General features: G+C 71.0%; 17 protein-coding genes and 1 riboswitch. Of the genes, 10 read left to right on the top strand and 7 right to left on the bottom strand.

The features are described 5' to 3' along the window. Nucleotides 1-74: 74 nt before the first annotated feature. Nucleotides 75-650 (bottom strand): TerD family protein, encoded by a 576-nt coding sequence (locus ACFYX0_RS13775; RefSeq protein ID WP_355923348.1) that lies wholly within the window; start codon nt 648-650, stop codon nt 75-77. Between the two features lie 150 nt (nt 651-800). Here ACFYX0_RS13775 and arfB point away from each other — a divergent pair, with 150 nt between their 5' ends. Then, on the top strand, nt 801-1,238 hold the full coding sequence (arfB, locus tag ACFYX0_RS13770) for an alternative ribosome rescue aminoacyl-tRNA hydrolase ArfB (protein ID WP_311694515.1): 438 nt from the start codon (nt 801-803) through the stop codon (nt 1,236-1,238). A 3-nt stretch (nt 1,239-1,241) separates the two neighbouring features. Here arfB and ACFYX0_RS13765 read toward each other — a convergent pair whose 3' ends face one another. Further along, nucleotides 1,242-1,817 (bottom strand): flavin reductase family protein, encoded by a 576-nt coding sequence (locus tag ACFYX0_RS13765; protein ID WP_388970012.1) that lies wholly within the window; start codon nt 1,815-1,817, stop codon nt 1,242-1,244. A gap of 427 nt (nt 1,818-2,244) precedes the next feature. Between ACFYX0_RS13765 and cdgB the strand changes: the two genes are divergently transcribed. Both cdgB and ACFYX0_RS13755 read left to right on the top strand, forming a co-directional pair. Beyond that, nucleotides 2,245-3,918 (top strand): diguanylate cyclase CdgB, encoded by a 1,674-nt coding sequence (cdgB, locus tag ACFYX0_RS13760; protein WP_355907268.1) that lies wholly within the window; start codon nt 2,245-2,247, stop codon nt 3,916-3,918. Between the two features lie 116 nt (nt 3,919-4,034). Further along, nucleotides 4,035-4,976, top strand: a complete 942-nt coding sequence (locus tag ACFYX0_RS13755; RefSeq protein ID WP_388970010.1) for a CBM35 domain-containing protein — start codon at nt 4,035-4,037, stop codon at nt 4,974-4,976. Nucleotides 4,977-5,013: 37 nt separating this feature from the next. On the opposite strand, the gene ACFYX0_RS13750 is transcribed toward ACFYX0_RS13755, so the two are convergent. The 3 genes from ACFYX0_RS13750 to ACFYX0_RS13740 all read right to left on the bottom strand — a co-directional run bounded on the left by ACFYX0_RS13750 (nt 5,014) and on the right by ACFYX0_RS13740 (nt 8,248). Next, a complete protein-coding gene (locus tag ACFYX0_RS13750) occupies nt 5,014-5,943 on the bottom strand; it encodes a 1-phosphofructokinase family hexose kinase (RefSeq protein ID WP_355907262.1) in 930 nt (309 codons plus the stop codon). A 179-nt stretch (nt 5,944-6,122) separates the two neighbouring features. Next, nucleotides 6,123-7,304, bottom strand: coding sequence for an N-acetylglucosamine-6-phosphate deacetylase (nagA, locus tag ACFYX0_RS13745; RefSeq protein ID WP_388970008.1), 1,182 nt, complete (start codon nt 7,302-7,304; stop codon nt 6,123-6,125). Beyond that, a complete protein-coding gene (locus tag ACFYX0_RS13740; protein WP_388970006.1) occupies nt 7,304-8,248 on the bottom strand; it encodes an ROK family protein in 945 nt (314 codons plus the stop codon). Before ACFYX0_RS13740 ends, nagA begins: the two co-directional genes overlap by 1 nt. A gap of 177 nt (nt 8,249-8,425) precedes the next feature. Here ACFYX0_RS13740 and ACFYX0_RS13735 point away from each other — a divergent pair, with 177 nt between their 5' ends. The 3 genes from ACFYX0_RS13735 (at nt 8,426) to otsB (ending at nt 10,897) form a co-directional block, all read left to right on the top strand. Further along, complete coding sequence (locus ACFYX0_RS13735; RefSeq protein WP_388970004.1) at nt 8,426-9,646, top strand: extracellular solute-binding protein; 1,221 nt, start codon at nt 8,426-8,428, stop codon at nt 9,644-9,646. A 39-nt stretch (nt 9,647-9,685) separates the two neighbouring features. Further along, nucleotides 9,686-9,913 carry a DUF3263 domain-containing protein gene (locus ACFYX0_RS13730; protein WP_355907250.1) on the top strand — a complete coding sequence of 76 codons (228 nt, stop codon included), beginning with the start codon at nt 9,686-9,688 and terminating at the stop codon, nt 9,911-9,913. Nucleotides 9,914-10,042: 129 nt separating this feature from the next. Then, a complete protein-coding gene (gene otsB, locus ACFYX0_RS13725) occupies nt 10,043-10,897 on the top strand; it encodes a trehalose-phosphatase (protein WP_388970001.1) in 855 nt (284 codons plus the stop codon). Nucleotides 10,898-10,940: 43 nt separating this feature from the next. Here the strand turns inward: otsB and ACFYX0_RS13720 are convergent, their stop codons facing one another. Then, nucleotides 10,941-12,368, bottom strand: a complete 1,428-nt coding sequence (locus tag ACFYX0_RS13720) for a trehalose-6-phosphate synthase (protein ID WP_388969999.1) — start codon at nt 12,366-12,368, stop codon at nt 10,941-10,943. 119 nt (nt 12,369-12,487) lie between these two features. Continuing rightward, nucleotides 12,488-13,456, bottom strand: a complete 969-nt coding sequence (locus ACFYX0_RS13715) for a glucosyl-3-phosphoglycerate synthase (RefSeq protein ID WP_388969997.1) — start codon at nt 13,454-13,456, stop codon at nt 12,488-12,490. A 149-nt stretch (nt 13,457-13,605) separates the two neighbouring features. Continuing rightward, a riboswitch (SAM riboswitch) is annotated at nt 13,606-13,761 on the top strand. Between the two features lie 18 nt (nt 13,762-13,779). On the opposite strand from ACFYX0_RS13715, the gene thrC reads away from it, so the two are divergent. The 4 genes from thrC (at nt 13,780) to groL (ending at nt 17,969) form a co-directional block, all read left to right on the top strand. After that, nucleotides 13,780-15,060: a threonine synthase gene (gene thrC, locus ACFYX0_RS13710; RefSeq protein ID WP_388969995.1), complete on the top strand. Its 1,281-nt coding sequence runs from the start codon at nt 13,780-13,782 to the stop codon at nt 15,058-15,060. Next, nucleotides 15,057-15,332, top strand: coding sequence for a MoaD/ThiS family protein (locus ACFYX0_RS13705; protein WP_388969993.1), 276 nt, complete (start codon nt 15,057-15,059; stop codon nt 15,330-15,332). The genes thrC and ACFYX0_RS13705 overlap by 4 nt, the downstream gene beginning before the upstream one ends. 451 nt (nt 15,333-15,783) lie before the next feature. Beyond that, nucleotides 15,784-15,987, top strand: coding sequence for a cold-shock protein (locus ACFYX0_RS13700; protein ID WP_009339379.1), 204 nt, complete (start codon nt 15,784-15,786; stop codon nt 15,985-15,987). 359 nt (nt 15,988-16,346) lie between these two features. After that, entirely contained in the window at nt 16,347-17,969 is a 1,623-nt protein-coding gene (gene groL, locus ACFYX0_RS13695) for a chaperonin GroEL (protein ID WP_234511055.1), read from the top strand. Nucleotides 17,970-18,079 lie beyond the last annotated feature (110 nt).

Below are 18,079 nucleotides of genomic sequence, written 5' to 3'. Positions count from 1 at the left end.
GCCCGGGAGGCGACCGGAGCCCCCCGGCCGCGCAGCACCGCGGACGAGGGGCTCCGGGACGAGCGTTCCCGGCGTCAGACGTTGACGCCGAAGTCCTGGGCGATGCCGACCAGGCCCGAGGCGTAGCCCTGGCCGACCGCGCGGAACTTCCACTCCGCGCCGTTGCGGTAGAGCTCGCCGAAGACCATGGCCGTCTCCGTGGCCGCGTCCTCCGAGAGGTCGTAGCGCGCGATCTCCTGGCCGCCGGCCTGGTTGACGATGCGGATGTACGCGTTGCGCACCTGGCCGAAGTTCTGGGAGCGGGACTCCGCGTCGTAGATGGAGACCGGGAAGACGATCTTGTCGATGTCGGCCGGCAGCGCCGCCAGGTTGACGTTGATCGCCTCGTCGTCGCCCGCGCCCTCACCCGTGCGGTTGTCACCGGTGTGGACGATCGAGTTGTCCGGGGTCTGCTTGTTGTTGAAGAACACGAAGTGCTGGTCCGAGTAGACCCGGCCCTGCGTGTTGACCGCGATCGCGGACGCGTCCAGGTCGAAGTCCGTGCCGGTGGTGGTGCGGACGTCCCAGCCGAGGCCCACGGTCACGGCGGTCAGGCCCGGAGCCTCCTTGGTGAGCGAGACGTTGCCACCCTTGGACAGGCTTACAGCCATTGTTGGGAGTCCCTTCCCTCGGTACGTGTGCGGATGAAGCTACCGCCACCCATAGGAACGCCAAGAGGGGTACATATGGTTCCGGGTCTCTTTACCTTTTTTACCTTCCGTGGGAAATCCGGGTGACGCGGACCCGGTGGAGCCGGGAACATGGACGTCATGTCCGGTCCTCACGTCATCCGCGGCTCCGTCTCGCTTCCCGAGGCCGAGCTGATGTGGCGTTTCTCGCGCTCCTCCGGGCCCGGCGGACAGCATGTCAACACCAGCGACACACAGGTGGAGTTGCGTTTCGACCTCGCGCGCACCGAGGCGCTGCCGCAGGTGTGGAAGGAGCGGGCCCTGCGCCGGCTGGCGGGGCGGCTCGTCGACGGCGTCGTCACCGTCCGCGCCTCGGAGCACCGCTCGCAGTGGCGCAACCGCGAGGCCGCGGCCGTACGCCTGGCCTCCCTGCTCGCGGAGGCGACGGCTCCGCCGCCGAAGCCGCGCACGCCTACCCGGATCCCCCGGGGCATCAACGAACGCCGGCTGCGGGAGAAGAAGCGGCGCGGCGAGACCAAGCGCGGCCGCACCGGCCGGGACTGGGGCTGAACGCTAGCCCAGGTGGCGGTACCGCCCCCGGAAGTACAGGAGCGGCCCGCCCTCCGCGCTCGGCACCTGCGCCGTGAGGACCCGGCCGATCACCAGGGTGTGGTCGCCCGCCCGCACGCGCTGTTCCGTGCGGCACTCCAGGGTCGCGAGCGCGCCGCCGACCAGCGGTGCGCCGGAGGCCTCCCCGCGGGTGTGGGCGAGGTCCTCGAACAGGAGCCGGTCGCTGATGCGGCCTTTCATCGCGAAGCGGCCCGCGATGTGCCGCTGGCTCTCCGTGAGTACCGAGACGGCCCACAGGGGCTGTTCGGCGAGCAGGTCGTCCATCCGGGAGTCCTCGCGCAGGCTGACCAGCACCAGGGGCGGGTCCAGGGACACCGACATGAACGCGTTGGCCGTCATCCCGACGTCCTCGCCGCTGGGCCCCTCCGGGTCCAGCGCGGGCTCGTGCGCGGTCACCAGGACCACGCCCGTGGCCAGCCGGGACATGGCCGCGCGGAACTCGTCGTTGCTCACCCCCTCAGGATGCCCGGAGGTGGGCGGGACGGCGGTCAGCGGCGGGGCGAGCGGAGTGTTCAGCACACAGGAACGCTAGTAGGCACCCGCCGGGCGCCACATCGGGCCCGGGGCCGAGGCGGGACCTAGGTCCGGCGGCCGAGACGGCGGAAGGTCCGGCCGTTCCTCATGATCCCAACGTGACTCCGGGCACGCTCAGTTGGCACGTATGATCACAGTGTCTGCATGCAGTGACGAATTGTGTTCGTGGAATGCGTCGAAAAAGCGCGGAATCCCTACTCAATTGTTCATCTTTTTCTGTGACTTGAGTCACAGGGGCCTTATTTTGTTGACCCTGTGTACCTAGTGAGCAGCGCGCTGTGATTCAGTGGCGGGGACGCTGCATGACGCTACACCCGGAGTACTCCGAGTAGCGCACCGAGGACGACCGAGAGAACCGTAGGACGCCGAAGCATCCCTGGAGTTGCTGCGAGACCTCGAGGGGAGGGGGCGAATGGAGGCCGAGTCGGAGCCGTATGTCCGCCTGGCCACCCTGCGGCAGCTGCACCAGGTGATGGCGGACATGAACACCGCCCGCAGCCTTGCGGACACGCTGCAGACCGTCGCCGACGGCATCGTCACCGGCCTCGGCTTCGAGCTGGCGGCCGTCAACCTCGTACGCCAGGACGGCGACCTCGTCGTCGCCGCGCTCGCCGGGAACTCCGCGGCCGAGGCGCTCATCACCGGCCGCGTCGGCTCCCGCGCCTCCTGGGAGCGCAGGCTGTCCATGGGCGAGGCCTGGGGCGATCTGCGGTTCATATCGCACACCGAGGGCTGGGTCCTCGACGAGGACGACGTCCCGCAGTGGTACACCGACGGCCCGGAGCCCCGCTTCGAGGACGAGTGGCACCCCTCCGACCGCCTCTTCGCGCCGATGTACACGCCCGGCGTCCAGGGCGGCCCCGGCGAGCTGATCGGCGTCATCTCCGTGGACCGCCCGCGCAACGGGCGGCGGCCCGGCGCCTGGGGTCGCGAGGCGCTCCAGATGTACGCCTTCCAGGCCGCCATCGCCATCAGCAACGCCCGGCTGAGGGCCAACATGCAGCGGGCCCTGGTCCGCCTGGAGCGGGAGCAGCAGGCCCTGAGGGCCAGCGAGGAGTCCTTCCGGCAGGCCTTCGAGTACGCCCCCTCCGGCATGGCCATCGCCGAGATGGGCGGCGACCAGCACGGGCGGATCCTGCGCACCAACGACGCCCTGTGCCGGCTGCTCGGCAGGCCCGCCTCCGCCATGCGCCGCTACTCGTTCTCCGACCTCGTCCACCCCGAGGACATCGGCACCCTGCTGCGCACCTCCGCCGAGGGCGGCCGGGCCGAGCTGAGGCTCGGGCGGCGGGACGGCACCTATGTATGGGTGTCCCTGCGCAACTCCGTCGTCGCGGACGCCGCCGACGGGCCCCGCTTCCTGCTCACCCACGTCGAGGACATCGAGGAGCGCAAGCGCCGTGAGCTGCAGCTCGCGCACCGCGCCTCCCACGACTCGCTCACCGGTCTGCCCAACTCGGCCGAGCTGCGCTCCCGGCTGTCGGCCCGGATCTGCCAGCGGCCGCAGTCCCTGCCGCCGGGCGCGGCCGAGTCGCTGGACGCCGCTTACGCCGCGTACGAGACCGATCACCCGGCGGCGTACGACGGGAGCGGGCACGCCTTCGACTTCCACACCGGCCCGGGGCCCCTCGACGCCTTCGACCACCATGTGCACTCCGTCGCCCCCGACCGGGACACCGACGACGGCACCAAGGGGCTCGCGGTGCTCTTCTGCGACCTCGACGGATTCAAGTCGATCAACGACCGCTTCGGGCACAACGCGGGTGACGCCGTCCTCATCGAGGTCGCCCGGCGGCTCAGCCGCGGCGTGCGCGACGGGGACACGGTGGCCCGGCTCGGCGGCGACGAGTTCGTCGTCCTCGCGGACGGACTCGGCAAGGCCGACGCCCAGGACCTCGCCGTACGGCTGCGCAACGAGATCATCCAGCCGATCCGGGTGGACGGCCGCGCCATGCGCGTCGGCGCCAGTTTCGGCATCGGCTGGGCCCACTGCGGAATGACGGCGGACGAAGTGTTGAAATCCGCTGACGAACGGATGTACGTGGAGAAACGATCTCGTCCCAAACAGCATCGACGCGCGGGATAGACCCAGCTCAGTGCAGGGGTGATGGGAAGAACAGCCGTGCGGTGCCCGTGAAGCGGGTAGGCTCGCCATTCAGCCACATACGCATCTTGACCCGCACCTGTTGAGGAGACCTAGGGATGACGCCCGGCAACAACGGCGCGAGCACGCCCGAGGACGAGGACCCGTTCGGCTACCTCTACGCCGACGGGCAGGCCAACGGCGCCCAGCCGCCGACCGGCAGCTACGGCTACCCGGGATCCGTCAACAGAGTCCGCGCGGTCGGCGAGCGCCAGTACGGCCAGCCGCAGGCCCAGGCCCCCACGGCCGCCTACGGGCAGGTGCCCCAGCAGCAGGGCTACGGCCAGCCGAACGCGCACTACGCCGCGCCCGAGACCCAGCCGGGCGGCGCCCCCACGACCCGGCAGGCGCCGGCGGGACCGGGCGGCGGGGGCCGGGGCCGGGGCCCCAACACCAAGGGCCTGCTGATCGGCGCGATCGCGGTCGTCGCCGCGGTCGTGATCGGCATCGGGGTCGCCATGATGGGCGGCAACGGCAACAAGAAGGACACGGCGGGCGGCGCGTCGAGCGGCCCCACCACCTCGCAGAGCGGCTCCCCGAGCGCGTCGTCGTCGGCCTCCGCGGCCGCCGGTGAACTCCCCAAGATCGACGCCAAGGCCCTGCGACTGGAGGGCGGCACGACCACGGCCTCCGACGTGAAGGGCGCCAAGGCGGACGGCGGGATCTATGTGGCCGGCTTCAACGCCGTCGGCGCGGCCGTGACCTGGAGCGTGGACGTCCCCGCGAACGGCAAGTACACGCTGCACACCGGCTACGGCGTGCCCGGCGTCGACGCCACCGCCACCCTCACGATCAACGGCACACCGCTGGACAGCCCCCTGAAGCTGGCGAACTGGGCCCAAGCGCCCCAGGGCGACTGGGAGAAGGGCTGGACCAAGACCTACAACTACATCCAGCTCAACAAGGGCACCAACACGATCCGGATCTCCTGCGAGCAGGGGAACCAGTGCAACGCCAACCTCGACCAGCTCTGGCTGACGAACGGCTGGTCCAAGAACTAGCCGACGTCACGCGACGGCTGGTCCAAGAACCAGGGCGTCACGCGGCCGTCGCCTCACCGGTGACGGCCACCCGGTCCAGCAGCTCCTCGTAGGCGTGGCGGTCGAACTCGCCCGCCACCGGGGCCAGGACGGTCGCCGCGGACAGGGCCACCGCCCGGGCCAGACGGGCCGGCCAGGGCAGGTGTTCCACCAGGCCCGACAGCAGGCCCGCGACCGCCGAGTCGCCGGCGCCCGTCGGGTTGCCCGGGATCCGGCGCGGCGGCACGGCCCGCCAGCGGCCCTCCGCGTTCACGGCGAGCAGGCCCTCCGCGCCCAGTGAGGCGACCACCGTGTGCGCCCCGCGCCTACGGGCGTCCCGGGTGGCCTGCAACGGCTCGTGAGAGCCGGTGAGTTCGGCCAGCTCGTCGGCGTTCGGCTTGACGATGTCCGGGCGGGCCGCCACCCCGCGGCGCAGCGGCTCCCCACTGGTGTCGAGCAGAACGGGGACCCCCATCGCCCGTGCGGTGCGCACCAGTTGGGCGTACGCGCCCACCGGCACCCCCGGCGGCAGGCTGCCGCACAGAGCCACCGCCGTCGCCGAGCGCACCAGGTCCGCGTAGACGTCCAGGAAGGCCGACCACTCGGCCGGCGCTATCACTGGGCCCGGCTCGTTGAGCTGGGTGGTGTCGCCGGTCCTCTCGTCGACCACCGCGACGGTGCGCCGGGTCGAGCCCGCCACCGGGACGAGCGCGTCGACGACCCCGGGCGTGTGGGTGAGCTGGTCCTTCAGGGAGCGGCCTGTCGCGCCGCCCGCGAAGCCCGTGGCCGTCACCTTGTGGCCGAGCGCGGCGAGCACCCGGGCCGTGTTCAGGCCCTTGCCGCCGGGCCGTTCGGTCACCTCGGTCACCCGGTGCGCGGTGTGCGGCCTGAGCGCCCGTACGCGATAGGTGATGTCGAGAGCGGTGTTCAGCGTGACCGTCAGGATCACCTGGGGACCTCCCTCGAATGTCGTGACGGCGTGTCCGGTGGTTGCGCACGGCGGTTCCCCGCGTGCGGAATCCCAGGATGCGCCCGCCGTCGGCGGTGTGCGGAGGCTCGATCATGCCAAATGAGTCGGCGGTCGGCCCAGTCCCCGGATCGACCGCCGTGCACCAACAAACGGATGAATCATCCCAGTTGGGGATCGACCACCCATGCGCCGCGGCGCATCACCCCCTTGAGGGCGAACTCCTCGTCCAGCAGCACCAGGTCGGCGTCCTTGCCGGGCTCCAGGGAACCCACCCGGTCGTAGACGCCCAGCAGCCTGGCCGGATTGGCCGAGACGGCGGCGACGACGTCCTGCACCGGCAGCCGGTCGACGGTGACCGCCCGCCGGAATGCGCGGTCCAGGGTGAGCGTGGAGCCCGCGATCGATCCGCCCTGCACCAGACGTGCTACCCCGTCGGTCACCTCCACCTCCAGCGGGCCGAGCATGTACCGCCCGTCGCCGCTGCCCGCCGCGTCCATCGCGTCCGTGATGAACGCGACCCGTGCGGCGCCCGCGTGATGGAACGCCAGCTGGAGGGAGGCCGGGTGCAGATGGGTGCCGTCGTCGATCAGCTCGACCGTGATCCGCGCGTCCTCCAGGAGCGCCGCGATGGGCCCCGGGGTGCGGTGGCCGAGCGGCGGCATGGCGTTGAACAGGTGCGTCGCGACGGTGGCGCCCGCGTCGACGGCCTCCACCGTCTGTTCGTAGGTCGCGTCCGTGTGCCCGATCGCCGCGATCACGCCGTGCTCCGCGAGCAGGCGCACGGAGTCGATGCCGCCGGGCAGTTCGGTGGCCAGCGTGACCATCTTCGCCCGGCCGCGGGCCGCGTCGATCAGCTTGCGGACCTCCGCCGGCTCCGGGTCGCGCAGCAGCTTCTCGGAGTGCGCGCCCTTGCGGCAGGGCGAGATGAACGGCCCCTCGAAGTGGATCCCGGCGATGTCGCCCTGCTCTGCCAGCTCGGACAGCAGTCCGGCCTGCCGGGCGAGGACGTCCATGTCGTCGGTGACGGTCGAGGCGACGAGGGTGGTGGTGCCGTGCAGCCGGTGGGTGCGGACTGCCGTGAGGACCTCCTCGGCCGTGCCGGAGAAGGACGCCCCGCCACCGCCGTGGTTGTGCAGGTCGACGAAGCCCGGGACCAGCCAGTGGCCCCGTACGTCGACGGTCTCCGCGTCCGGGATGGGGGTCCCCCCTGGACGGAGCCTGTCGGAGTCCTTGGGGGAGGTGTCGGTGATCCGCGTGCCCTCCACGACGACGCGGCCGTCGTCCACGATCCCGGTGGGCAGTACCACCCGGGCACCTGCGAGAACCTTGCTGGGGGCCATCAGGCGGTTACCTCCGAGCGGTCAGTGGTGTCGAGGAGATCCCAGGCGAGGAGTCCCGCGCCCAGGCATCCGGCGGTGTCCCCCAGCGCCGCGGGGACGACCGAGGGCGGCTTCTGGAAGGTGAGCCGCTGCCGGACGGCGTCCCGCAGCGGCGTGAACAGGGTGTCGCCCGCCTCGGCGAGTCCCCCGCCGACGATGATCGTGCGCGGGTCCAGCAGGGTCAGGGCGGTGACCAGGCCGTCGGCGAGCGCGTCCACGGCCTCCTGCCAGATCCGGACGGCGTTCGGCTCCCCGGACGTGACGGCCCGTGCGCAGTCGGCCGCGTCGGCCTCCGGGTCCCCGGACGCCTCGGCCCAGGCCTCGCTGACGGCCGCCGCGGAGGCGTAGCGCTCCAGGCAGCCGGCCTGGCCGCAGGGGCAGGGGGCCCCGCCGGGCCGTACGACGACATGGCCGATCTCGCCCGCGAAGCCGTGCGCCCCGGCCTCCACCCGGCCCTCGATCCCGATGGCGCCCGCGATGCCGGTGCCGAGCGGGACGAACAGAAAGCGGTCGGCGCCCTTGCCCGCGCCGAGGCGCCCTTCGGCGAGGCCGCCGGTGCGCACGTCGTGCCCGAGGGCGACGGGCGCGCCGGACAGCCGGCGGCTGAGTAGATCGCGCAGCGGCACGTCACGCCAGCCGAGGTTGGCCGAGTAGGCGGCGACGCCGCGGTCGGCGTCCACGATGCCGGGCACCGCGACGCCCGCCGCGGCCGCGGGTTCGCCGAGGTGGTGCTCGCCGTGCGCGCGCAGTTCGGCGGCGAAGGCGAGGATCGACTCCACCACGGCGTCGGGTCCGCGTTCGCGGCCGGTGGCCCGGCGCGCCCGGTGCAGCAGCTCACCCCCCGCGCCGACCAGGGCGGCCTTCATCCCGGTGCCGCCCACGTCGAGGGCGATGACATGTCTCACGGAGACAGTGTGGGCCCTGGACCCGGAAGAGGTCTAGTCCACTCACGTGGTGTAGACCTTATGCAGTTGATATTCCGAATGGCGAGACAGCAGGGTTGGGCAAGAGCAGTGCAGGGGCGCGGGACGCGTAGGACGACGTGGCACAAGGGTCTGATCGCGGGGGTGTCCGCACTGGGCATGACAGCGGTACTGGCGGGCTGCGGGGGCTCGTCCGGCTCGGGGGACGTGACGCTGCGGCTGGTGGCCGCGGACTACGGTGACTCCTCGGCCAACAGCTCCAAGAAGTACTGGGACGACCTGGTCCGGGGCTTCGAGGCGGAGCACTCCGGGACCAAGGTCGAGGTCAGCGTCTACTCCTGGAACGACGTGGACCGCAAGGTCAAGGAGATGGTGGCCGCGGGCCACGCGCCCGACATGGCGCAGATCGGGGCGTACGCGGACTACGCGGCGGCGGGGAAGCTCTACCGGGCGGACGAGGTGCTCTCCATCCCCGTCCAGGCGGACTTCGCCTCGGAGCTGAGCGACGCGGGCAAGGTGAACCGCACGCAGTACGGCATGCCGTTCGCGGCGTCCACGCGGCTGCTCTTCTACAACAAGACGCTGTTCGCGCAGGCGGGGATTCAGCCGCCCACGAACTGGCACGAGCTGGCGGCGGACGCCGGGGCGCTCAAGGCCAAGGGGGTGAAGTTCCCCTACGCGCTGCCGCTCGGCCCGGAGGAGGCGCAGGCCGAGACGATGCAGTGGCTGCTCAGCGGCGGGGCCGGCTATCTGGACGGGTTCGGCTCCTACGACATCGACTCCGCGCAGAACGTGGGCACCTTCACCTGGCTGAAGGACGACCTGGTCGGCAAGGGGCTGACGGGTCCGGTGCCGCCGGGCCGGCTCAACCGCGCCGACGCCTTCGCCGCCTTCACCCGCGGCGAGGTCGGCATGCTCAACGGCCACCCCTCCCTGATGAAGATGGCCCGGGCCAAGGGCGTGGACTTCGGCATGGTGCCGATGCCGGGGGTCGACGGACGGGCGAAGTCCACGATGGGTGTGACCGACTGGATGACCGCCTTCAAGCAGAACGGCCACCAGGACCAGGTCCGCGAGTTCCTCGACTATGCGTACGACGAGAAGAACGTGCTGGACTTCTCGCGCGAGTACGACCTGCTGCCGGTCACCAGCTCGGCGCAGGAGGCGATGGCGGCGTCCCCGCGGGACGCCGACCTGGAGCCCTTCCTTCAGCAGCTGCCCAGCGCGGAGCTGTACCCGGTCGGCAAGACGTCCTGGGCGGGCGTCAGCGCCCAGATCAAGAAGGAGATCGGTGGGGCCGTCAGCCCGGACGGCAGCCCGTCGGCCGTCCTCGACCGGATCCAGCGGGCGGCGGTGACGGCGGACAGCGCCACCGGCTGAGCCGTCCGCTCTGTCGGCCCCTGCGGCTACCGTTCCCCCATGGAAGAGCTGAACCCCCGAGAAAAGGCCGTCCTCGCCCTGGAGGGGCGCAGCTTCTCCGGGCCGGGAGCCAAGGAGCGGGCCATCCGGGAGCAGCTGGGCCTCGCCCCCGTGCGGTACTACCAGCTGCTCAACGCCCTCCTCGACGACCCGAGGGCGCTCGCCCACGCCCCGGTCACCGTCAACCGCCTGCGCCGCGTCCGCGACTCCCGCCGCACCGAGCGCTGACCGCGCCGAGTGCTGACCGCGCCGAGCGCGCACTGCCGGGAGCGGGGCGCGCCGGGGTGCGCGGCGCGTGTGCCGGTGCGTCTGCCGGAGTCGGGAGTGGGTCCGGTCCTGCGCGGATAGGGTCGACGCATGGGCAGCCATACGGACTCCTTGCCGACGCCCGTCACCCCGGCCGGGCGCGACGGTCTCGACGCCATCCTCGCCCGTCCCGAGCGGGCCGTACTCGCCTTCGACTTCGACGGGACGCTCGCCCCGATCGTCCCCGACCCCGACCAGGCCCGCGCCCACCCGGACGCGGTCCCCGCCCTCGCGGCGCTCGCCCCCAAGGTCGCCTCCGTCGCGGTGGTCACCGGTCGCCCGGCCGGCGTCGCCGTCCGCCACGGCGGCTTCGCGGGCGTACCCGGACTCGACCACCTCGTCGTCCTCGGCCACTACGGCGCCGAACGCTGGGACGCCCGCACCGGCACCGTCAACGCCCCCGCCCCGCACCCGGGGGTCGCCGCCGTCCGCGCCGAACTCCCCGGCTTCCTGGACGAGATCGGTGCCTGGCGCGGCACCTGGATCGAGGAGAAGGGGCGCGCCGTCGCCGTGCACACCCGCCGGTCCGACGATCCGCAGGCCGCCTTCGAGGCCCTGCGCGAACCCCTCACCGACCTCGCCACCCGCCACGGACTGATCGTCGAACCCGGCCGCCTGGTCCTGGAACTGCGCCCGCCGGGCATGGACAAGGGAGTGGCCCTGTCGGAGTACGTCCGGGAGACGGGCGCCGGAGCGGTCATGTACGTGGGGGACGACCTCGGCGACCTCCCTGCCTTCGCCGCCGTCGAGAAACTCCGCTCCGACGGCGTACCCGGCCTGCTCGTCTGCAGCGGCAGCGAGGAGGTCACCGAACTGGCCGACCGGGCGGACCTCGTGGTCGACGGCCCGGAAGGCGTCGTAGGACTGGTGACCGCTCTTGGCGACCGCATGACGGACCGCCCCTGAGGCCTCGAGGGACTGAGGGCCGCGGTCCCGCCGGGCGCGGTCCTCAGCCCTCCAGCGCGGCCAGCTGATCCAGGAACCAGCGGGCCGGGGGCAGCGCGGTGGCCTGCGCGGCCAGCCGCTTGGTGCGTTCCGCGCGCTCCGCGGGACTCATCGACAGCGCCTCGTGCAGCGCCTGGGCCGTGCGCACGATGTCGTACGGGTTCACGGTCACCGCGTCCTCGCCCAGCTCCTCGTACGCCCCGGCCTCCCGGGAGAGCACCAGCACACAGCCCTCGTCCGAGACCACCGGCACCTCCTTGGCGACCAGGTTCATGCCGTCCCGGATGGGGTTCACCAGGGCCACGTCCGCCAGCCGGTACGCGGCGAGCGAGCGGGCGAAGTCGTCCTTGACGTGCAGTTCCACCGGGGTCCAGCCGAGGGTGCCGTAACGGGAGTTGATCTCCGCCGCCACCCGCTGGACCTCCGCCGTGTAGTCGCGGTAGACCGCCAGGTCCTGCCGGGACGGGTAGGCGAACGCCACATGGACGACACGTTCGCGCCACTCCGGACGCGACCGGAGCATTTCCTCGTACGCCAGCAGCCCGCGCACGATGTTCTTCGACAGCTCCGTGCGGTCCACCCGCACGATCGACTTGCGGGGCATGCCGTCGGGGGCCGAGCCGATCTGCTCCCGCAGGGCCCACATCCGCTCGTCCACATCCGGCCGGTGCGCCCGCTCGCGCAGGAACTCGGCGTCGGCGCCCAGCCCGTGGACGCCGATGCGCGTGCCCGAGGGGATGCCGGGGCCGAGGACCGCGTGGCAGCAGTCCGTGAACGCGTCGGCCCACCGCTGGGTGAGGAACGCCGCCCGGTCCGCGCCCAGGATCCCGCCGAGCACCTGCGCGGCGATGTCGTCGGGCAGCAGACGGAAGTACTCCGGCGGTGCCCACGGCGTGTGCGAGAAGTGGCCGATCCGCAGGTCGGGGCGCAGCTCGCGGAGCATCCGGGGGGTCAGGGTGAGGTGGTAGTCCTGGACCAGGACCGCCGCGCCCTCGGCGGCCTCCTCGGCCAGTGCCTCGGCGAACGCCCGGTTGTAGGTCTCGTAGGCCGCCCACTGCCGCCGGAACTCCGCGTCGAAGACCGGCTCCAGCGGTGTCTGGTACAGCATGTGGTGCACGAACCACAGGACCGAGTTCGCGATGCCGTTGTACGCGTCCGCGTGCACCTGCGCGTCGATGTCGAGCATCCGTACGCGCTGGCCGCCGGTGTCGGCCGGATCGAGCCTGCCCGCGGTGCGCCGTACGGCCTCCCGGTCGCTGTCGGTCAGCGCGGAGCAGACCCACACCGCGTCCGTGTCGGGGCCGATCGCCGACAGGCCGGAGACCAGTCCGCCCCCGCCGCGCCTGGCCGTGAGCTGTCCGGTCTCGTCCAGCACGTACGAGACCGGGCCGCGGTTGGACGCCACCAGAACGGAAGCCGCATTCGAAGCCATGCCACGAAACCTAGCCCGCACCGAAAACGCTCAAACGTTCCCTTCGGCCGTCTGCGGAACCGTATACAAAGGGGGGCCGTGGGCCGGGTTCCCCCGGGGTGCGCCCGGACCCGGACGGCTCAGGCCGCCCGCCGGTGCGCGTACTCCGGGATCTCCGCCATCGGTGGCCGCTCCTCCGTGTCCACCGGGTACGTCCGCGGCTCGAAGCGGCCCTCGACCCGCTCGAACTGGGTGAGGGCGGGGCGCACCAGATGGCCGCGAGCCAGCCGCAGCTGCGCGGTGCGGTAGATCTCCGCGGCCATCCGGCCCAGCGCCTGGCCGTCCTGGTGGCGGTGCAGGCGCACCCCGACGTCGACCTGGGCCAGGGCGTCCAGGCCCACCAGATGCAGCGCGTCGACCAGCATGCCCAGCTCCACCCCGTACCCGACCGGGAACGGGAGCCGTTCCAGCAGTGAGCGGCGGGCGGCGTACTCGCCGCCGAGCGGCTGGACGAAGCCGGCCAACTGCGGCCAGTGCATGTTGAGCAGCGGGCGCGCCATCAGCTCGGTGACCCGGCCGCCCTGGCCGGCCGCCGCGCCGGAGGCGGGCTCGCCGGGCAGGGCCAGCGGCCGGTCGTACATCGCCTTCACGAGGTCCACGCCCGGGTCGGTGAGCAGCGGGCCCACGATCCCGGAGACGAAGTCCGAGGAGAACTCCCTCAGGTCCGCGTCGACGAAGCAGACGATGTCCCCGCGGGTGACCAGGAGCGAGCGCCACAGCACCTCGCCCTTGCCGGGCACGGCCGGAATGCGCGGCAGGATGGTGTCGCGGTGCACCACTGTCGCGCCGGCCGCCGCGGCGACCTCGGAAGTGCGGTCCGTGGAACCGGAGTCGACGACGACGATCTCGTCGACGAGCGGAACCTGCTGCATCAGGTCATGACGGATCACGGCGACGATCTCGCCGACCGTCTCCTCCTCGTTCAGCGCGGGCAGCACCACGCTGACCGACGAGCCCGAGGCGCGTTTGGCGGCCAGCATCTGGTGGATCGGGCGATCGGTCACGGACCAGGAGCGGGTGCTCAGCCAGCGCTCGACTTCTTCCAGCACGGTCTGCGGCTCCTCACATGCGGTGATCCATCTCGCGGGTCGGACGACTATCTCAACTGTCCTGGCCTTCGGTTACAGTCTTGAACAACGCCGGTGACCATCGCATGTCGGGGGTCGCCGCTGCTCATAGCAGTGAAAAAACCGCATACAGCTCATCCAGAGGGGCAGAGGGACACGGCCCGATGAAGCCCCGGCAACCCTCCAGCCGGTTCTCGTAGATCCATGTGATCGTTTCCGCGAGGCTCCCGGCTAGGGAAGGTGCCAAATCCGTCTCACGGCGAGATGCGTCGTGAGGAAGATGAGGAGAAAGGGCCTCGCCTGCCATGGCTGTGCAGTCAGTTGTAAGCAGCACCGACTCCGTGAATCTCGGACCCGCCGCCGCCCTGTCCTGCCGCGAGTGCGGCCATCGGGTGTCCCTCGGCCCGGTCTTCGCCTGCGAGGAGTGTTTCGGCCCGCTGGAGATCGCCTACGACTTCTCGGGCTACGACACCGAGGAGCTGCGCAAGCGCATCGAGGCGGGACCCGCGAACATCTGGCGCTATGCGCCGCTGCTGCCGGTTCCGGCGGACGTCGCCGACAAGCCGAACCTCAACCCCGGCTGGACCAAGCTGGTCAAGGCCGACAACCTGGCGCGCGAGCTGGGCGTGACCGGCGGTCTGTATGTGAAGGACGACTCCGGCAACCCGACGCACTCCTTCAAGGACCGCGTGGTCGCCCAGGCGCTGGAGGCGGCGCGCGTCTTCGGCTTCACCACCCTCTCCTGCTCCTCCACCGGCAACCTGGCGGGCGCGGTGGGTGCCGCGGCGGCCCGGGCAGGCTTCCGTTCCTGCGTCTTCATCCCGCACGACCTGGAGCAGGGCAAGATCGTCATGGCCGCGGTCTACGGCGGCGAGCTGATCGGCATCGAGGGCAACTACGACGATGTGAACCGCTTCTGCTCGGAGCTGATCGGCGACCCGGTCGGCGAGGGCTGGGGCTTCGTCAACGTCAACCTGCGGCCGTACTACGCGGAGGGGTCCAAGACCCTGGCGTACGAGATCGCCGAGCAGCTCGGCTGGCGGCTGCCGGACCAGATCGTGGTCCCGATCGCCTCCGGCTCCCAGCTCACGAAGATCGACAAGGGACTCCAGGAGCTGATCAGGCTCGGGCTGGTCGAGGACCGCCCGTACAAGATCTTCGGCGCCCAGGCCGAGGGCTGCTCCCCGGTGTCGACCGCGTTCAAGGCGGGCCACGACGTCGTACGGCCGCAGAAGCCGGACACGATCGCCAAGTCGCTGGCGATCGGCAACCCGGCGGACGGTCCCTATGTCCTCGACATCGCGCGCCGCACCGGCGGGGCCGTGGAGGACGTGACGGACGCGCAGATTGTGGACGCCATCAAGCTGCTCGCCCGCACCGAGGGCATCTTCGCGGAGACGGCGGGCGGTGTGACGGTGGGCGTGACCCGCAAGCTGATCGAGAGCGGTGTGCTCGATCCGACGAAGACGACCGTCGTGCTCAACACCGGCGACGGTCTCAAGACCCTGGACGCGGTGGCGGGCACGGGCCTCACCGCGACGATCCGTCCGAACCTGGACTCCTTCCGAGAGGCTGGCCTCGCATGAGCGTGACCGTTCGCATCCCCACCATCCTGCGCACCTACACCGGAGGCCTCGCCGAGGTCGCAGCCGAGGGCGCGACCCTCGCCGAGGTCATCGCCGACCTGGAGAAGAAGCACACCGGTATCGCCGCCCGCGTCCTCGACGACCAGGGCAAGCTGCGCCGCTTCGTCAACGTGTACGTCAACGACGACGACGTCCGCTTCGAGCAGGGCCTGGAGACGGCCACCCCGGACGGCGTCGGCGTCTCCATCATCCCGGCTGTCGCGGGCGGCTGACGGCCGTTCATCCCCGCGCGACCATTACCCTCGGTAAGGTCGAGCACCGAGAGTTCACTGGATTGCCCTCTCCGTGAGACAAGCGGAGGGGGCAATTCTGCATGGTTGAGCACGGTACAGTTGGGGAACTCGCTCCCCGTTTTCCGGTCGGGCAACCGGTGTCCCTGCCGCCCGTCCGACAAGAAGCAGCCAAAGTGGGCAGGGGTTTTGCGCCATCCATTCCTTTTGTCGGGCCCGACTTGCCCTGAATTCGGGTGAATTCTCGGTACATTCCCGACCGGTCGTGCCCGGAATTCTCGTCCGATTGACCTGTTGCACACGGCAGTTGGACAGATACATTCAGCCGCGGTCGACGCGTTCCGGCGCACGCCCCCAACCGTTGGGGGGTGAGGTCTGACCCGGATCCGCGAAGTGTGGATCTGTGCAAGGGCCAGTAATAGGGGAGTTAGGCATGGCTCAGGGCACCGTCAAGTGGTTCAACGCGGAGAAGGGGTACGGCTTCATCGCGGTCGACGGTGGTGCGGATGTATTCGTCCACTACAGCGCGATCCAGATGGACGGTTACCGCACCCTGGAAGAGGGTCAGCGGGTCGAGTTCGAGATCTCGCAGGGTCAGAAGGGGCCGCAGGCGGACATGGTCCGTCTGGCCGGCTGAGTTGCGCGCCGACGACTGAATTGTTCGACGTGTCGAGGGGCTCGTATCCCGTACGGGGTGCGAGCCCCTCGGTCTGTCCGGAATCCGGTGGGTCCCGGCGCGCGGCGGGGGCGCACGGCAGTCGCGGCGAGGCCCTCTGCGCGCCCTCCGACGAGCCCACCTCGCGGGCGCGTCTTGCACTCGGAGGGGGCGAGTGCTAATCATTGGCGTTAGCACTCTGAAGGTGAGAGTGACAAAGAAGGACCGGGTCGGTGAGGCCGCGGACCGGGTGGGGCAAGGAACCACCGGCCGGGGCCGTCCGTCGCGGGCGCGGGCGCGGTCCGAAGTAATCACCCCCAGTCCTGGAGGGACCACTTCACATGGCCAAGATCATCGCGTTCGACGAGGAGGCGCGGCGCGGCCTCGAGCGCGGCATGAACCAGCTCGCGGACGCCGTGAAGGTGACGCTCGGCCCCAAGGGTCGCAACGTCGTCCTCGAGAAGAAGTGGGGCGCCCCCACGATCACCAACGACGGTGTCTCCATCGCCAAGGAGATCGAGCTCGAGGACCCGTACGAGAAGATCGGCGCCGAGCTGGTCAAGGAAGTCGCCAAGAAGACGGACGACGTCGCCGGTGACGGTACGACCACCGCGACCGTGCTCGCCCAGGCGCTGGTCCGCGAGGGCCTGCGCAACGTGGCGGCCGGTGCCAACCCCATGGCTCTGAAGCGCGGTATCGAGAAGGCCGTCGAGGCCGTCTCCGCCGCCCTGCTGGAGCAGGCCAAGGACGTCGAGACCAAGGAGCAGATCGCCTCCACGGCCTCCATCTCCGCCGCCGACACCCAGATCGGCGAGCTCATCGCCGAGGCCATGGACAAGGTCGGCAAGGAAGGCGTCATCACCGTCGAGGAGTCGCAGACCTTCGGTCTGGAGCTCGAGCTCACCGAGGGCATGCGCTTCGACAAGGGCTACATCTCGGCGTACTTCGCCACCGACATGGAGCGTATGGAGGCGTCCCTCGACGACCCGTACATCCTGATCGCCAACTCCAAGATCGGCTCCGTCAAGGACCTGCTCCCGCTCCTGGAGAAGGTCATGCAGTCGGGCAAGCCGCTGCTGATCATCGCCGAGGACGTCGAGGGCGAGGCCCTGTCGACCCTGGTCGTCAACAAGATCCGCGGCACCTTCAAGTCCGTCGCCGTCAAGGCCCCGGGCTTCGGCGACCGCCGCAAGGCCATGCTCGGCGACATCGCCATCCTCACGGGCGGCGAGGTCATCTCCGAGGAGGTCGGCCTCAAGCTGGAGAACGCGACCCTGGACCTCCTGGGCCGCGCCCGCAAGGTCGTCATCACCAAGGACGAGACCACGATCGTCGACGGCGCCGGCTCCCCGGAGCAGGTGCAGGGCCGCGTGAACCAGATCCGCGCCGAGATCGAGAACAGCGACTCCGACTACGACCGCGAGAAGCTGCAGGAGCGCCTGGCGAAGCTGGCCGGCGGCGTGGCCGTCATCAAGGCCGGTGCCGCCACCGAGGTCGAGCTCAAGGAGCGCAAGCACCGCATCGAGGACGCCGTTCGCAACGCGAAGGCGGCCGTCGAGGAGGGCATCGTCGCCGGTGGTGGCGTGGCCCTGCTCCAGGCCTCCCAGGTCTTCGAGAAGCTGGAGCTCGAGGGCGACGAGGCCACCGGTGCCGCCGCCGTCAAGCTGGCGCTCGAGGCCCCGCTGAAGCAGATCGCCGTCAACGCCGGCCTCGAGGGCGGCGTCGTGGTGGAGAAGGTGCGCAACCTGACCCCGGGTCACGGCCTGAACGCCGCGACCGGCGAGTACGTCGACCTGGTCAAGGAAGGCATCATCGACCCGGCGAAGGTGACCCGTTCCGCGCTGCAGAACGCCGCCTCCATCGCCGCGCTGTTCCTCACCACCGAGGCCGTCATCGCCGACAAGCCGGAGAAGGCCGCCGCGCCCGCCGGTGGCGGCATGCCGGGCGGTGACATGGACTTCTGATCGACCTGGTCGATCACCGTCCTGACCGAGGGCGGCACCCCCTGTTCGACAGGGGGTGCCGCCCTCGGGCGTGTCCGGGGTCACGCCGTGGTGGGCCGGGGACGCGGAAT

The organism is Streptomyces sp. NPDC002573, assembly GCF_042889625.1.
GTDB lineage: Bacteria > Actinomycetota > Actinomycetes > Streptomycetales > Streptomycetaceae > Streptomyces > Streptomyces gibsoniae.
The sequence above is the reverse complement of the archived record's forward strand: the minus strand, read 5'-3'. Positions and strand labels throughout refer to the sequence as shown.